This is a genomic window from Sabulicella glaciei, from assembly GCF_026183895.1.
GTDB classification, from domain to species: Bacteria; Pseudomonadota; Alphaproteobacteria; order Acetobacterales; family Acetobacteraceae; genus Roseococcus; species Roseococcus glaciei.
In genome coordinates, this window is record NZ_JAPFQI010000025.1 from 23829 (window position 1) to 40045 (window position 16217).

General features: G+C 64.8%; 11 protein-coding genes. 4 read left to right on the plus strand and 7 right to left on the minus strand.

Annotated features, from left to right (window positions below; translation table 11 throughout):
* Positions 1-131 precede the first annotated feature (131 nt).
* Complete coding sequence (locus OF850_RS20660; RefSeq protein WP_301592230.1) at positions 132-1475, plus strand: tyrosine-type recombinase/integrase; 1344 nt, start codon at positions 132-134, stop codon at positions 1473-1475.
* A 579-nt stretch (positions 1476-2054) separates the two neighbouring features.
* Here the strand turns inward: OF850_RS20660 and OF850_RS20665 are convergent.
* Positions 2055-4832, minus strand: a complete 2778-nt coding sequence (locus tag OF850_RS20665) for a patatin-like phospholipase family protein (RefSeq protein WP_301592231.1) — start codon at positions 4830-4832, stop codon at positions 2055-2057.
* 392 nt (positions 4833-5224) lie between these two features.
* Between OF850_RS20665 and OF850_RS20670 the strand changes: the two genes are divergently transcribed.
* The 3 genes from OF850_RS20670 (at position 5225) to OF850_RS20680 (ending at position 8020) form a co-directional block, all read left to right on the plus strand.
* A protein-coding gene (locus OF850_RS20670; protein WP_301592232.1) for an IS5 family transposase occupies positions 5225-5994 on the plus strand; the annotation gives its coding sequence in 2 pieces (ribosomal slippage) (positions 5225-5543 and positions 5543-5994; 771 coding nt in all).
* A 115-nt stretch (positions 5995-6109) separates the two neighbouring features.
* A complete protein-coding gene (locus OF850_RS20675) occupies positions 6110-7102 on the plus strand; it encodes an IS481 family transposase (RefSeq protein ID WP_301592233.1) in 993 nt (330 codons plus the stop codon).
* A 345-nt stretch (positions 7103-7447) separates the two neighbouring features.
* Positions 7448-8020 (plus strand): HD domain-containing protein, encoded by a 573-nt coding sequence (locus OF850_RS20680; protein ID WP_301592234.1) that lies wholly within the window; start codon positions 7448-7450, stop codon positions 8018-8020.
* Positions 8021-8536: 516 nt separating this feature from the next.
* Here OF850_RS20680 and OF850_RS20685 read toward each other — a convergent pair.
* From OF850_RS20685 to OF850_RS20710, 6 genes are read right to left on the minus strand one after another with little or no spacing between them, the layout of a single operon-like run.
* Entirely contained in the window at positions 8537-9295 is a 759-nt protein-coding gene (locus tag OF850_RS20685; RefSeq protein ID WP_301592235.1) for a hypothetical protein, read from the minus strand.
* Positions 9292-9867, minus strand: a complete 576-nt coding sequence (locus OF850_RS20690) for a hypothetical protein (protein WP_301592236.1) — start codon at positions 9865-9867, stop codon at positions 9292-9294. Before OF850_RS20690 ends, OF850_RS20685 begins: the two co-directional genes overlap by 4 nt.
* A gap of 7 nt (positions 9868-9874) precedes the next feature.
* Positions 9875-11062 carry a restriction endonuclease subunit S gene (locus tag OF850_RS20695; protein ID WP_301592237.1) on the minus strand — a complete coding sequence of 396 codons (1188 nt, stop codon included), beginning with the start codon at positions 11060-11062 and terminating at the stop codon, positions 9875-9877.
* A complete protein-coding gene (locus OF850_RS20700; RefSeq protein ID WP_301592238.1) occupies positions 11059-12684 on the minus strand; it encodes a class I SAM-dependent DNA methyltransferase in 1626 nt (541 codons plus the stop codon). The genes OF850_RS20695 and OF850_RS20700 overlap by 4 nt, the downstream gene beginning before the upstream one ends.
* Positions 12684-13847 carry a PDDEXK family nuclease gene (locus OF850_RS20705; protein ID WP_301592239.1) on the minus strand — a complete coding sequence of 388 codons (1164 nt, stop codon included), beginning with the start codon at positions 13845-13847 and terminating at the stop codon, positions 12684-12686. The genes OF850_RS20700 and OF850_RS20705 overlap by 1 nt, the downstream gene beginning before the upstream one ends.
* Entirely contained in the window at positions 13844-15937 is a 2094-nt protein-coding gene (locus OF850_RS20710) for a DEAD/DEAH box helicase family protein (protein ID WP_301592240.1), read from the minus strand. The genes OF850_RS20705 and OF850_RS20710 overlap by 4 nt, the downstream gene beginning before the upstream one ends.
* Positions 15938-16217 lie beyond the last annotated feature (280 nt).

Here is a 16217-nt window from a genome sequence, read left to right on the forward strand (position 1 = left end):
AAGAACGTTCAAGGACCTTGCGTTGCGCCGCGCTTGCCAAGTAAGAAGCCGACACGAACCGAATTGCGGACCCACTGCGGACCTTCTCGCCGGGTCCGCAATGGGTCCGCAAAACGGAGGCAAGCGAGCCTATGCCGAAGCTCACCGAAGCCTTGATCGCCAAGCTGTCACCGCCTCCCGGCCGCAAGGACCGGCTCGTGTTCGACGGCGACGTGAAAGGGCTCGGCGTCCGAGCCACCCTCGGCAAGGGCAGTGCTGGCGCGCCGGAAGTCCGCCGGCTCTTCCTTCTCCAGTGGACGGACAAGGCCACCGGCCGGAAGCGGCGCGAACCCTTAGGCGCGTGGCCAGGCCTGACCCTCTCTAAAGCGCGGGAGGCGGCGCAGGTGCGGCTCGGCCGTGTAGCCGCGGGCTTCGATCCAAAGGCGGAGCGAGAGGAACGCCGTGCGGAGGACGCGCGCCGCCGGGAGGAGGAGGCTCGGCGGAAGCGAGACGCGGCCTATACCCTCGGCGCGCTGTTAGAGGAGTGGGCCGCTCTGCACCTTGCCTCACGCCGTCCCCGCTACGCCGCGGAGGCGCGGCGAGCGCTGCGGCACGCCTTCGCCAAGGACCTCGACTGCCCCGCAACGGCCCTCGACCACGCCCGCGCTATGGTAGTGCTGGACGCCATCGCCGCAGCCGGCTCCGTTGCCATGGCCGGGCGGATGCTGGCGTACGGGCGCGCATGCTTCGCGTGGGCGGTGAAGCGCCGCAAGCTCGCGGCCAACCCCTTTGCCGGGCTGCCGATGCCAGCGGCTGCAGGCGAGGCCCGAGACCGCGTATTGACGGACGCGGAGATGGGTGCCGTGTGGCGCGCGGCCGGCGGGCTTGGCCCGACATTTGGCCCGCTAGTGCGGCTTTTGCTGCTGACGGCAGCGCGGCGCGAAGAGGTGGCAGCAATGAGGTGGGGCGAGCTAGCGCCAGACCTCTCGACTTGGACGCTTCCGGCCAGTCGCGCGAAGAACGGCAAGGCGCACATCGTCCACCTCTCGGCTCCGGCGAGGTCGATCCTGCGAGGTGTGCCGAGGGTGGAGGGGCAGGACCTTCTGTTCACTACCACAGGCGAGACAGCGCCGAGCGGGTTCAGCCGGGTGAAGCGCTCGCTGGATGCCGCTGTGGCGGCGGACCTTGCAAAGCAGGAGGTGGAGACCGCGGGCGCGCCATGGCGCTTGCACGACCTCCGGCGGACGTGCGTGACGTGGCTGGCTAGTAACGGCTTCCCGCCTCATGTTGCGGACAAGCTGCTGAATCACGCCACCGGAACGATTTCGGGCGTCGCGGCCGTCTACCAACGGGCGGAATTTTTGGCCGAGCGGAAGGAGGCGTTGGAAGTTTGGGGGGCGCACGTCCTGGCCTGCGGGGAAGGCAGTGCCAAGCGCGGAGACAAGGTAGCGGACCTCGCCGCAGCGCGCCGCGCCCGCAGCAGGCTTGGGGCTTGATCGGGCCGGCAACGCCGGTCACGCTGGCAACATCGGACGAATGGTGCGGCTTCCGCCCGTGGCCATCCGCAGTGGGACGCTGGCGACGCCGGCAACGCCAACGGCCCGCGCCGCTCGCCCGGGCTGTTGTGTCCGCCTCGCCGGACTAGCGGGCCCATGACGTCCAGCGCGGCACCGTCAGTTGGCTAGGGCCTGTCATCGCTTGGCTCCACCCCGCTGGTGATCTCCATCCCAAGCCCCGCCTGCTCGTACCGACACTCTTACGAACACCCGCAAGATCAGCGGACGCGCAGGTCAGGGAAGGCGGTACCCGCCGGATGGGTGCGCTAGCACTGGGCGGAGATCAGAACCACCGCGGGACCCGCGGTGGCAGCCTGTGGAGGCCTGTCTGGTAAAGATGCCCGCGAAGCAGGAACAAAGATCAGCAGGCCAATCCGCCTTCCACAAGCGGCTTAACCTCTGAAGCCCCTTCCGTCAGGGAGGCGAGGTTCACTATATAGAACCGTGCGATTATCGGTCCTCGCTTACACCTCAAGCGCAGCAACAGGGAGGCTGCGGAGCACGGCTCCTGGTTGTCGATCAAACCGGCGCTGGAGGTGGCTCGGCCAGCCTGTCTCCAACTTCGCTGACATACGCAGCCCAGGGATCAGCGGTGAGTGCTGCGCCGTTGATGATCTCCCACTGTGTGAACCATTGGTTCCGCGCCGGATGGTTCGGCGCCCTTATGGCGCTACGTTCCGCCAGCGCATCCCTGATGATCCTGCAGTTGCCTCTGATCGCGTCGATCGCCTCCGGCGTCAGGGTAGGCTGAATCTCGTTGGATGCCGGTGGCATCATGTTGGAGAAGGCGAAGTCCGTAAAGGAGCGGTGCGGATCCTGGTACCTGAGACCATTTGCCCAGTGTGCGTGCCTCCAGTTCTCACTTCGTAAATGCGCAATCTGATCGGAAAGTGCGATCGCGCGAGCCCGAGACGCTGCGGGAACGGCAAGTATGTCGGCCGCCCGCATCCATCCATAATCCATCCCGATGTGGATAAGGCCGGGTTCGACCACTATGGTGTCGTGAAGATCGATGTTCGGCTGAATGGTTAAAACCTGAACATTGGGGCCCCAGCCAGAAAATGGGCTGACGTCGTTGTCTGCCAATTCATCGAACACAATCCCCAGGACGCTTCTGGCAAGCGCCTCGGCGAGACTTCTGCGTGGATTGGTCTCCTGAAGAGCAGGGGGCGCAGAGCATCGAATTGCGATGACTTCGTTACAGCCAAGGTCGCGGATTGCGATGTTTACCGGCACGACGTCTCGGATGCCTCCGTCGACGCACATGTGGTCGCCCAGCCGGCGAGCCGAAAATACGGCTGGCATCGTCGATGACGCAATTGCACCATCAATAACGTCGGTGACAGGAGGTGGCTGGACCCAGTAAGGCCTCACCGGCTGCGGGCCAGTCGTTTGCACCTCGCCCCTCTCATTGACCTGCACGACTTCACCGGTCTCAAGGCTCACTGTGGCCAGGCGCAGAGCAATGCCGTTCGCGTTGACACGGTCTTGCTGAAAGGTTGCCCTGGCTCGGACCTCAATGGGAGCTAAGGAAAAAGCCCCGCTCGGTGCCAGTGATCCGTCCAGGCCAAGATCAGAAGCCAACTCGCCGGCAACAACTGCGTCTCCAACAATGGTGTAGGGCAGAGCCATCACCCCTTCGACCGACAAGGAGCGGATCAGCCTGCGAATTCTTGGCCGGGCATTTGCCAACCATGGCTGATCGAGAAACATGGACGTCTCGTCGACGAGCAAACGCCAGGTTGTCCCCAGTCTAGATGCCGCACTCACCGCCGCGCCGCCGCCTACTGGAGGGTCGTCGTCGCCCATAAGAAGCTCAATAGCGTTGATGGCTCCAACGGATGTGGCGGCGATAGCCTGCGGGCGATAGCCCCGCTCGTTGTATAGATATTCTAGCGCGCCCGCTTGGAAGTCACCTCTTGCCCCGCCGCCACCGAGTGCGAGGCCCCGGCGGAAGACCATTTCGAACTCCAGCTGGTGCTCGACTGCTGGGCCAGCCCCTGTGCACCGATTAGAAGCGCGCAAGGCGTAGATCCCGCGCCACGCCGTGGTTCCAGGCACGACGACTTCGACAAACCCTTCTGCTCCAGCGAGAGGAGCAGGAATGGCCGGCAACTCGTGCGGGGCGGACCCAGGGACGGCTAGTGCGACAATCTCAATGCGGGTGGCGCCAATCACTGACCATGTGAGCTTGACCGTCTGCCCTGGGTGAAGTGTGCGACCCGGCGAGACAGAAAAGGTCTCGATAATTGGGGGGCCACCCAGGAACATGTTCGCCATATTCGCCTGAACAGGTGGATACCCAATGGGCGGAGTGATGAAGTTTCCAATAATCTGTTCAATGCGGGCCATCACTGCTGGTCCAAAACAGGCTTGAACTTCGCCGATGACCTGAGCGCCGAGGTCACCGAGGGGTCCCCCTCCGGTGGGAAACGTCACGACTCCTACGGGACCACGACGAGCCGCCGCAGGGATCCGAACCCGGATCAACTGATCGGACCATTGTAGAACGTCGTTCGCTGGCACAAGTATTGGGCTGCCACCCAAGCCCGAGAAGACGATACCCGAGGCGACGCCTGCTCCGAAGCCTGCACCCACAATACGTATCTCCTCACCGACGCATCCATCGCGAGGCTGAAGGTCAGTGATTGCGTTCTCAAGATACCGAGGTGCCGCGGCTGCAACACCGGCGCCCCAGCGGCCGAATGCTGTTCGTGTCGCAGCCGCACAACCCATGGCGGCGAAGCGCTCCGCCGCCACAAGAAGCTCCGGCGGGATGCCTGGCGGAATAGAAAAACCTGGTCCCCCGTCAATTGGATCGACCGGTGCAGGTTGGCGCCCTGGGTAGGTCAGGGCCTCGCGCAACATCTTTCCGGCAGGTGACGCTGATGACAAGATACGAGCGATTTCATCAACGCGCAGATCAGCGAGCCGAGGGCCGCCTGCAGGCAAGAGCGTTACGGCAAGTAGAAACGTCTCGGCATAGGTTTGGCGGAATGCCTCCACTCCCCTTCCAGCCGTCAAGTTGCCCTCTGCGAAGAGGTCTACCAGGATGTCCGATCTCCGGGGCTGGGCGCCAATCAATCCGACAATCGCCTGTGCCACGTCACGGGCAACCGTCACCTGACGGTATCTTCGATTTCCCGGACCTTGGATGTAGACAGGGTTCTCCAGATCCTCACGTAGCCGGTCACCGATGGATCGCGTTCTGGGAGGACCGCCGTGCATGAAAGGCCGAAGTTGTTGCGTCGGTGTTGCCGACAGGAAGCGAGGCATCAAGTCCGGATCAAGCGGCATGGCTCGAAATCCTTGAACCAGGTGTTCGGACGCACATAGCAACGTTGCCGTGCGGCTAATCCAGTCTGGTCAGTAAGCAGGCGCCAATATGCTGCGCCGTGCCCCGGGCTCACTTTTGAGGAACCTGACGGAGTCCGTCGGCGAAGTAAACAAATTTGCGGACCCGCAGGGCTAGGGCTTCAAGGCTGCAAGGGACCGGCGGGAATCGAGCTGCAGACAGGGGGCGTTGTCCGGAAGCAATACCGGCCTGCTTAAAGCTTGACCTCCTCCCAAGGACGTCGTGCGATGTAGGCGATCTGCTCCGGCGATCTCATCAGCTTGGACTAGGGTCTGTTGTCGCCTGAACTTGTTGGCTGTGCTGGGGTTTTGCCTGCTTTGAGCAGGAGGGACCCATGCTGGACGACAATCAATGGGCGATGCTCGAGCCCTTGGTGGAGGCCTGCAGGCCCAAGGGAAAGACGCCGCCCCGTGACCTGCGGCGCACGATGGCCGCGATCCTGTGGCGTCATCAGAACAGCGCCAAGTGGCGGGCCATCCCCGAGGAGTACGGGCCATGGTGGCGGGCGGCGCAGATCTTCATCCGCTGGGCCCGTGCCGGCGTCTGGGAGCGGCTGCTGCATCTTGTGCAGGAGCGCGGGATCCAGCTTGGCATGGTGTTCCTCGATGGCACCAGCGTGCGCGCCCATCAGAAAGCCGCCGGTGCTGCGCGACGGGGGGATCTGCGGCTGAGCGAGATGGTCGTGAAGCGCTTGGCCGCTCTCGTGGTGGATATGGGACCAAGGCTTGCGTGATCGCGGACGGGGCGGGACGGGCGATTGCATTCCGGATTGCGCCAGGACAGGCGCATGAACTCCCCCACGCGATCCCGCTGCTTGACGCGCTGCCGGGCGTGCCTCGCTGGGTGGTGGGCGATCGTGGCTACACCAGCCACCACTTCCGTGAGCACATCTGGAGCATGGGGGCGCGGCCGGCGATCCCGCCCCAGCGCCACAAGGCGCCCGTCTCCTGCCCGGACTGGATCTACAACAACCGAAACCGCGTCGAGCGGCTTTGGGCCCGGCTCAAGGAATGGCGCGCCATCGCCACGCGATACGAGAAAACAGCCAGATCCTTCCTGGGCGTTCTCTGCCTCGCCGCCACGCTCAATCACCTCAAGCGATGACAGGCCTTGCTGTTTGGTTGCGGATCATTGCTGGGATCCGGTAGGTTTGGCGATTGAGACGTATCGGCGCCGGTTTGAGCGTCTGCCGCGCGCTATCCTGGGACGGAGGTGAGCCATGCATCAGATCCACCCCAATGCCCGCACCACCCCCGCGGTGCGCGCCGAGATCGCCCGCTCGAGCGAGCCCTCCGGCACACTCGCCCGGCGCTTCGGCGTCAGCACCGAGACCATCCGGAAGTGGCGCAAGCGCGGACCGGATGACTGTCTGGACCATTCGGCCAAGCCGCATCGCCTGCCCTGGAAGGCCACGGAGGAGGAGCGCGCCGTGGTCTGCGCCCTGCGCCGGGCCACCAACTTCGCGCTCGACGATCTCACCTTCGTCGTCACCCACTTCCTGCCGCACCTGAACCGCGACAGCATCTGGCGCATTCTCAAGGCCGAGGGGTTGAACCGGCGGAGGCCTCCCGCTTCCGAACGACCGGCCAGGGGCACCGGGCGGTTCCGCGACTACGACCTCGGCTTCATCCACATCGACATCAAGCAATTGCCCAAGCTGCAGACAGACACCGGCGAGCGCCGCAAGCGCTATCTCTTTGTCGCCATCGACCGGTGCTCGCGGTCGGTCCATCTGGCGGTCAAGGACGACATGACCACGGCAAGTGCCATCGCTTTCCTTCGCGAAGCCGCTGCGGCCTTCCCCTTCCGCATCACCCACGTGCTCACCGACAACGGCAGCTGCTTCTCGCCGGCTTTCGAGAAGGTCTGCGCCGCGCTGGGGGCGCAGTACCGCCATACCCGACCCTACACGCCGCAAACGAACGGAATGGCCGAGCGCTTCAACGGTCGTGTCGAGAGCGAGGTGCTGGGCATCACCATCTCCTTTCATCGCGATCTCGAGCAGCTGCTGCGCGGCTTCAACGCCGCCTACAACGCCCGGCGCCAGCGGGTTCTGGGTGGCAGAACCCCCAATCAAGTCGTCGCCGAGCGCCTCGCCGCCAGGCGAAGGCTTCGAAGTACGAAGCCCTCGGGTCAGGCCGACACAGAGGACATCGCCAAGGCACGCCTCATCGTTGAAGCCGCCAAGGAGGTCTCACAACCGGACAGTTAGCCGGTGGGAGGCTCCCGTCGGATTTCACGAACCGGCTGCTGTGTGACGTCACCGACGTGATCTTGGGCGCGGCGGCACCATCCACCGCATGTCTTTGGCCCCGCGCGCCTCGCCCTGTCCCGAGTACCAAGGAGCTCGCCGGCGCCAGCGACGCAGCGGGGCGCGCTGTCCTCGCAGCTTCTCTATACGGGCTTCGGACAGTGCGGCGCTGGCGTCCCGCAGGGAACGCCGACGAGGGGGCGTCTCAACTCCCTGGGGCATCTTCGTGTTGGGAGACATCCCGAATTGCAGACTGGACCTGCCAGTATGGGCAGTCCTCTCATACTTCAATCAATGGGGAACTTTATGATGACTGACTGGACACTTCTGTCGGAGGCTTCCACGCTAGCCTTTCGTCTGCACGCCGAGCAGCATCGCAAAAGCACCACCATCCCCTACATTGCCCATCTGATGGCGGTGTCAGCTCTGGTGCTGGAGCATGGCGGCGACCAGGAGCAGGCGGTTGCCGCCCTCTTGCACGACGCGATCGAGGATTGCGGGCCCGAGCATGAGGGGGAAATCGCCGCGCGCTTTGGACCGCGCGTCGCCGCCATCGTGCGCGCCTGCACCGATGCCGACACCTTCCCCAAGCCGCCTTGGCGAGCGCGCAAGGAGGCCTACATCGCCCACCTTGCTAAGGTGGAGGACGATGCACTGCTCGTCTCGGCTTGTGACAAGCTTCACAACGCCCGCGCAATCGTCGCAGACCTTCGTGCGCTGGGCCCTGACATGATGGAGCGCTTCACTGGAGGCCTTGAGGGAACCATGTGGTATTATGGCGCCTTGCTTGAGGCGTTCGCCGCGCGGCTGGGGGCAGGACACCGCCTAGTGGCAGATCTGGCGCAGGAGGTGCAGCAGATGCAGGCGCTGGTTCGCTAAAGCTCGGAGTGCTCTCGCTTGAGCCAAACACTTCGTCCTGGAGGTTTCGATGCTCTCTGTCCGGGGCGGGTGTCGTTGGGTGCATTTACGCCCTGTCAGCCGGCGAAACCGCTTCAGTCTCACGTGGCTGAGACTCTTTGTTCCACAGGCTTAATTTTTTTGTATCTGTCTCGCCCCCTCACCCCAGCCAAAACAAGGACTTGCGCCGAGTGTGCCGCCGTTTTCCAGGGCGATGCCCCGCGCGTCTCACCGACATTGAACGAAGTACGCTCCGCCTAGCCGTCCTCGTGGCTAAGGGTCGGACTAACGCGCACGGTTTGCTGGCCTCGCCTACCCGCGCCCCGGCAGGGTCGGACGGCTAAGTCGGAAGATGAGCCAAGGCTTTCATAACCCGTAGATGCCCAATCAGGGGAAACCAACTTCCACCGCCGTGTCGAAGCGGGGGGGGGGAATTGCGGAGCTCCGCGCCGGCCCCCACGGCTAAGGGAGCCTGCCGTGCCGAAGTCTGGAAGCTTGCTAGGCCGCCGCGCGCTCGATGCTCGGTCGAGGCGCGTCCTCTTCGATCACGCTCGCGTGCTGGGAAAGTAGCGCCAGCATCGGCCCGAACGCCGCCTTGCGCCTCACCACCGAGATGCAGCGGGGCGGGGATTCTAGCGCCGCGAGGTCCCCCGTTTTGGCCACCTCCAGCGAGACGGAGGTGAGGTGCGGCTTCACGAAGTCGAACACAGCGCGCCGGCCGTCGTCCTCCAGCAACACGTCCACGCTCCATTCCTGCAAGGAGGCACCACGGAGGGGGGCCTCCACCTCGACACGGCGGTTCGGGAAGAGTTCCCGCAGACGGTCAGCGAAGCGCGTCCGGCCGTCACGCACCCGGGCGGCCGCGCCGACGGCGGCCGCGTGCTCGACGAGGCGCAGAACGTGACTGCTCAGCGCAGCGCAGGCCGCGGGAAGCGCGCGCTCGGGCACACGGAGGAAGGCCAACTCCCGGTCCATAAGCCTAAGCCCGGCGGCAGGGGCGGTGGCGCGGGCGCGGCGCAAATACGCTGTGGCGACGCCCATCTGCGACGCCTCCTCGTATCCCTGTCCCAGATCTGAGACACGAAAAAGGCCGTCCGGCTCGACCTCGATTACAGCGACGAGGTGGGTGCCGGAGCCGAAGAGGATGGGTAGGCGGAGGAAGACGCGTCCCTCCATTAACCGGGCCGAGGCCAAGTCTGCGGCGACGCGATCCGCCAGTTCCGCTGAGACAGCGCTGTGCCGGATGGTGGTGATCATGGTGCTCTGCCCCCCAGGGGCGCGAGGCGATCTTGCCATGGCGGGCCCTCCACGTCACCCAGTTCTTTGACGTTCCAGAGCATGCTTACCAGCTGGGCAAAGCCGGACCAGTCCTGCGGGTCCTGGGGGAACGGCCGGGCGAACGGGAGGTTGTCCACCATCGCGTGCCGCAGGCCGGAGGGATGGGCGGCGTTGTCCGACAAGGCGTGGCGGTGGCTACCGGGCAGGTGCAGCCAAACTAGGGTTTGGTCCGGATGCGGTTGAGTGTTGGTGTGGGGGGCACGCGGTCGCCAGTCGAGCCGCTCGAAGTTCTGGAAGCGGCCCTTAGGACCGAGGGGGCCGTGGGAGAGATGGAGCGTGACGTCCTGCTCCAACAGGTCGCGCTGGGCACGACCGCCGAGGCGGAAGCCCGGTTCTGTAACGCCCTCAATGTCGAGCGCCACGGAAAACTCCAGCTTGTCGCCGAAGCTCTTCCACTGCGGCCGAACGGCGAAGATCTTAGGCGCTGCCAGGAACGCCTCAACTCGGAGGAGCAACGTGGCGTCATCGGCGGCACCGGGCGGCTGGACCATGCGCTGTTCAGCCGAGAAGGCGTGCCATCAGCGCACGCTCAGCCTCCTGTGCGATGGCGAAAGCGCGTTCCTGCTGGGCGATAATAGAGCGGAGTTGCTCCCATCGGTTTGCGAACTCACGCTGTAGCCTTGGGGGCGGACATGGCACCCGCAGCGCTGCCACGTCGCGTTGGTTGATGCTTGATTGGTTGATCGCGTGCTTCGCGTTCCTCGTCAGCGCCACCCGCATCTGCGGAAGCTGCAACATCACGAGGAATACCTCGGACCTCAGTCGCGATTGATCGAGCGCGAATCTCAGCATGTTGGACTCGAAAACGGCGGGTTCATCGAGCGCTCCGACCAGCACCGACTTTCCGAGGTGAGAAGGGCTGTTCACGCGGTTGATGAGGAAATCGCCGGTGCGTAGCCCGTAGAGCGCCACCGCGGCGGCCTCCACGCGGACTCGTTTCAGTCCCTTGGATCCGACGATCTCGCCTCCAGCAAAGTTGTCGATGCGGAGGATCGGCGTCCCCTCCCCATAATCTGACGCAGGCCGATAAAGACCATTCTGCATGCTGTTGGCGAGGATGTTGCCAAGAGGGCTGACAGGCCACCCGAGCGGGTTGGTGTCCGGGTCGCCGAACATGGAAAGGAATAGCGCCGGGGTGGTGTCGCGGGCCTTAGCGAGCGCGGCCTCGCGCAGCCGCCGGATGCCTGCCGCGCGGTCCAATAGGTCCACGATGCGGCGCTGCTCGTCGCGCGGTGGAAGCGGCACTCTCGCTTCTTGAATGATCGAGAGTGGAAGAGACGGCAGGCTTGTTGTCTGCGCTTGGTCCCTGGGGTCCCAGGTTGTAGACCACCAATAGATGAACCGCGGCTCGACAACATCGCGCCGCGGTATCAGCGCCGCCAAATGACTGACTACGAACGCGGATGTCCCAAGCATAGCACGATGGTTGAGGTTGATCGACGCGCCACTTTTTGGGATGAGCGTGGTGCCTACTGGAAACAGTTTGAGCGTTCTCGCGCCCGGCCAAGAAGGTTTGATACGGTCAGTGGTGGTTTGAAGGTCGTCGGTACGGCGATAACGCCCAACGTCCTGCATGCGAACGAACGGGATTCCGCTATCACAAAAAGCGATCTGCTCCTGAGGTGCCGGATTTCCGGCCGTGACGTCAGCGACCTCACCCAACGGCACCATCGGCCACCGGCTCACGCCGCACCCTCCCGGAGCTTCTCCATCAGAGCGTCAACTTCCTCGGCGATCTCCGCCTCAATAGCCTTTAGTTCATCCAACAGCACCAGTGGATCCCGATGCCGGATCTGCTCCCGTGCCTGCGGACGCCACCGCCCAGCGGACAAGTTGTTGTCCGCTTCACGTAGCGCCGTCGCCTCCGCAAACCACCACTTCTCCCCCCACAGCGCTTTCGCATCTCGAGTCCGCCATCGCTCCCAGCACGCCTCCCGCTCCGCGAAAGCCGAAACCAAGCCTGGCAGGTCGTCCGCCTCGATCAGCGTGTCGTGGTTGGCGTCCAGCTTGTAGCCGTCCGCCTCGGTGTGGAGGAACATCACGCGTTCCGTCCTTCGGCCCTTGTGGAACACGAGGACGGAGGTCTTCACGCCGCTGTAAGGCTGGAACACACCCCCGGGAAGGGAGAGCACGGCCTCGACCGCCGTTTCCTCCATCAGCATCCGCCGCAGCTCCTTGTGCGCGCCGGTAGAACCGAACAGCACGCCCTCAGGCACCACCACCCCGCAGCGTCCGCCTGGCTTCAGGGCGTCCAGCATGTAGCGGAGGAACAGCAGCTCGGTGGCCGTGGTGCTGCCGACGCGCACTTCGTCCACGATGCGGTCGCGGTCCACCCTGCCGGAGAAAGGCGGGTTGGCAAGCACCACGTCGAACCCTTCCAGTGGCAATCCGCGCTCGGCCTTCTTCGCGCGGTCCATCACCGTCGTCAGCACATTGCGCCTAAGGATGCGCACGTCCGGCAGCCCACGGAGCGTAAGGTTCATGGTAGCGAGGTTGACCATCTTCGGATCCACGTCGTTTCCGAAGAAGGTGCCAGTCCGGAGGCGCCGCCACTGGCGGGCGTTCAGTCGATCCCCCGCCCCGCGGCGGAGGGTCTTGCCGTCCACCTCCACCTCCTCGGTCCCTGCGGGGGAGGAGTTAGCTAGGCGGATGTGGTCGTAGGCCGCCACGAGGAAGCCCGCGGTCCCAGCCGCAGGGTCGTACACCGTCTCCCCGGCCTTGGGGTCTACGAGGCGTACTACGGCACGGATGATATGGCGGGGCGTGCGGAACTGGCCAAGCTCGCCGGCCTGCTTCACTTGGCGCAGCACGTGCTCGAACAGGTCCCCCTTCGTGTCGGCGTCGGTGGCACCCAGCCCAAGGCCGTCCACCAGCTCCACCACCTGGGTGAGCACCGTCGGTTCATCGATGGCAAGCCGCGCCCCGGCCATGAAGCTGGCGCCAAGGCTTTGAGCAAGTTGGCTGAAAAACGGGAACACCTCGTCGCGCACGAAGCGCACCAGGGGCTCGCCGGACATCCCGCGGGCCCAGACGGACCAGCGGAACCGCTCCGCGGGGATGGCTGCAACACCGGGCGCTGGGGCATTCAGCGGATTGCGCAGCTCCCACTCGCCCGCGAACAGGGAGCGGTATGGTTCGCCCTGTTCCTCCGCCTGGGCCCCGTTGTCGGCGTCGATGCCCTCCACAAGCAGGAAGAAAAACAGGAAGGCGAGCTGCTCGGCGTTGCTCAGGGGGTCCGGAAAGCCGCCGCCGTAGAGATAGCCGCGGATCTGGTCGATCCGCCGACGCATGTCGGGTGTCAGGGGCATCAGGTGTCTTGTCCTCTGGCGCTTTCGGAGCCCTCGCTCGCGCGCCGATCCTCGGTCTTCAGGTCCACCCGACCAAGTAATTTGCTCTCTTCGGAGCTACTGACGAAGCGGTCCGCGCGGTCGTTGTGCTTGGTAGCGTCGGTGCCGAATTGCTCGGCCAAAAAGTCCAGCGTCGGGCGGTGGCGCAGGCGGCAGCAGATGTGCTGGTTCGCGAAGCCGCCCTTGAACCAAGCGGCGCTGCTCTCGGGCAGCGTCTTGTCCCACGCCACTGCAAGCCCAAGCTCCGAGGGATACCGGGACAGCACCGCGGGCTGACGCAGCGATTGGTCACGCAGCCGTGCTCCGTCGGCGAGCACGAACTCGTTGATGGGCTGCGGTCCGCTGCCGACCACGCGGCCGGTGCCTACGTAGCCCCGGCCCTTAATGTAGGCGTAGAAGCGGTCCCCAGGCGCCGGCCGTCCCAGTTCCTCCGCCCAGTCTCCGGCGCCGGACACGAAGCCTAGGGTGCGGCAGTCATCCCAGGATCGATGTGGCTCACTAGCGACGTTGATGAACCACTCGCCGCTCCATGGCAGCTCCCGGCGCTCCTGTGCGCGCTCCACCACCGCTTCGACGTCCTTTAGCCAATCAGAGGCGAGGAAAGACATGCCGTCCTGCTCGAAGAACCGGAAGAAGGCGGCGTTGATGGACACGCCGTGCTCCTCGGCGAGATAGGTCACGATGCGACGCGATGCCTCGTCGAAGGCGGTGGCGACGACCACCATATGATGCGATGCGCTGAGCCCGTCGGGCAGCGGATCGCCAGCCCAATCCTGGAACGCAAGAGAGAGCGGGCGGCCGAGGAATGAGCCCGCAATGCCGTCCAGCTCCCGGTCGCTGAGCGTGCGGACCCAAGCCGCGTAGTCGAGGATCTGAGCGACCACCTCGCGAGGCGTCTTGTCGCGCTTGCACTCGATGATCCACACAGCCCCCTCGCGGTCGAGCGCGAGCAGGTCGATCACTCCCCCGAAGGCCGTCTTCACCTGACGGCCAATCACCAGCACGTCGAGGCCAAGCACTCCAGGGTCGGCAGCGATCCAGCCCTCGATGTCTGCCTCCCGCTGGAGTACGGATGGTTGCACTTCCCGAAGTTTGCCGTCCTGCACCCGCCACAGACGCGTCATGCTCTTGCACCCTCCCCGGTTCCCGGTGCTCGGGCGCCGCCGAACACGACAGTGTTCATCCGCGCCAGAAAGCCAGAAAGCGCTTCGGCGCCGCCGAATGCCGCTTCCCCGGCTGCAAGACCACCACGCAGGGAAAAAGGCGGCCGAGAAAACCGTGTAGCCGAGAAGCTGACCATCGCGGCGCCGTCACTGCGCAATTGCTCGGCCATCATGCCGGCCCACCGCTGGGCCTCCGCCCCCAGATCCTCGCCAGCGAGGAAAGCCTCGAACCGAGCGGCGAGACGTGCGCCCGCTTCGGCTTCCACGTCTGTGGGTGCGTCGGTGGCGGGGTCCCAGATTACCCACTCGCGCGTCGCCGGGTCGATCTCGTCATGAATGTCGAGGGTCACGAGGCGGCGCGGAGGGCCGGGCTTCGCAGCCTTGGGCGCCTCCATAATCACACCCCCCGGCAGGGCGTCGTCATTCTCGTGCGCCGCACAGTTGCCCACGAAGTCGAAGATGGTGAAGCCGGTCTTGCGAATGTGGTCAGCCCGCCTCGTTCCGCGCCCACGCATCTGGCGGTAAAGTACGCCCGAGCGCGTGAAGCGCGTCATGACAAGATTCACCACTTCCGGCCCGTCGAAGCCGGTGTCGAGCATATTTACGCTGACGAGCATGCGTGGGAACGGTTCCTTCTTGAAGCGTTTAATGATTGTAGGCGCGTCCGCCGTGTCGTCGGCCCCCATGCCTGACACCACGAAATCCGCGATGCGGGTGGTCGGGTTGGGTTTCTCATCGGCGAACGCCTCGTCGAGGAGATGCGCCAGGGTCTCGGCGTGGCGCTTTGTGACGGCGAATACGATGGTCTTTCCGCGGTCGGGCGCGCGTCGCACGCCATCGACGCCGGTGTAGCCGCGGTCTATGACGTCCCGGAACTCCCGCACGATGGCGCGATTGCGTTCCGGGATGGTGAAACGGCGCTCCAGCGCGGCCGGGTCCACGACGATGCCGTCCGCTCCGGCGAACAGCCTTTCCAACTCCTCCCGGTCGGAGGGGGAGAGGGCGTCCCAGTCAATCTCCTCTCTGCGCACCTCAAAGCCACCTTCTGCGGCGGTGCGCACCGTGCGGGCGTTGTAGATGCGGTGGGGGACGAGGTGACCCTCCTCCACCGCCTCGCGCAGGGTGTAGCGATAAGACGGCTCCGTCACTTCGAAGAAGCGGAGCGTATCGCGGACAAACGCAGCCTCCTCGGGGTCGGCATCCGGCTTGCCGACGAGCGGCGTGGCGGTCAGCCCAATTTTCACGGCGTCGAAGTGGTCTAGAGCGCGGCGGTACTCGCCGTAGATGGACCGGTGACACTCGTCCACGACGATGAGGTCGAAGTAGCCGGCGGAGTAGTGGCGGTACTCGTTGATCATTGTCTGAAGCGTGCAGACGGTGATGCGCTTCTCCGGTTTGAAGCGGGCCCCGGTCCCGCCCACCCGATACGCCGGCAGAGAGGGGACGTGTTCGACGAATGCATCCTCGGCCTGTTTGGCGAGGGTGTCGCGGTCCACCAGGAAAAGGGCGCGGGTGACGGCGTTGGCCTCGAACAGGCGCTTAATGAGAGCGGCCGCGGTGCGCGTCTTGCCGGTGCCGGTCGCCATCTCGACGAGGAACTTCCGGCGCCCTGCCTCGATGCCCCTGCATAGGGCCTCGATGCAATCGTGCTGGTAGGCCCGCTCGACGATGCGCTCGTCGATGGGGATGGAGGTTGGCGGCCGGCGGAGCGCGCGCGTGGCGAGACGGCGCTCTAGGTCGTCCTGTGAGAAAACGCCGGCAACGGCGCGAAAATGGGCGTCGTGGTCGAGGTCACGGAAGCGAACCTCCTCGCCGTTTGCGAGGAAAACGAAGGGGACTCCAGCTAGACGCGCGTAAGCCTCACCCTGCACCTCGGCTTTGCCCAGCGAAACGGAGGCGCGTTTGGCCTCCACAACGGCGAGTGCGCGGCCCAGCGCCGAGCAGAGGAGGTAGTCGGCCTTCGTTCCGTCAGACAGGAGATGCTCGAAGCGGATGGAGCGGCCGTCCGTGATCGCCCAGCCGGCGTCGCGGAGCTGCGCGTCGATCTTCACGCGTGAGAACGCCTCGGATGTCATTGAGCGCGACGTCGTTCAAACTGCGGGAACAGTTCCATTGTCCAGCTATAGGACGGTTGGACAAGTCGGTCACTGCCATTCGCGACCGCGTTGGGTCGGTATCTGGCGCAGGCCTGCTCTTGGCAACGGCTTTCCAACCGTGCGGGGGGGGGGCGTGTCCAAATCCTTCGCCCAATCAAGAATCACGACAAATGTCCAGCACTACGTCTCGCAGATCTTCAGCATGTTATGGGCTGAAATCGAGATGTTTGGCGGC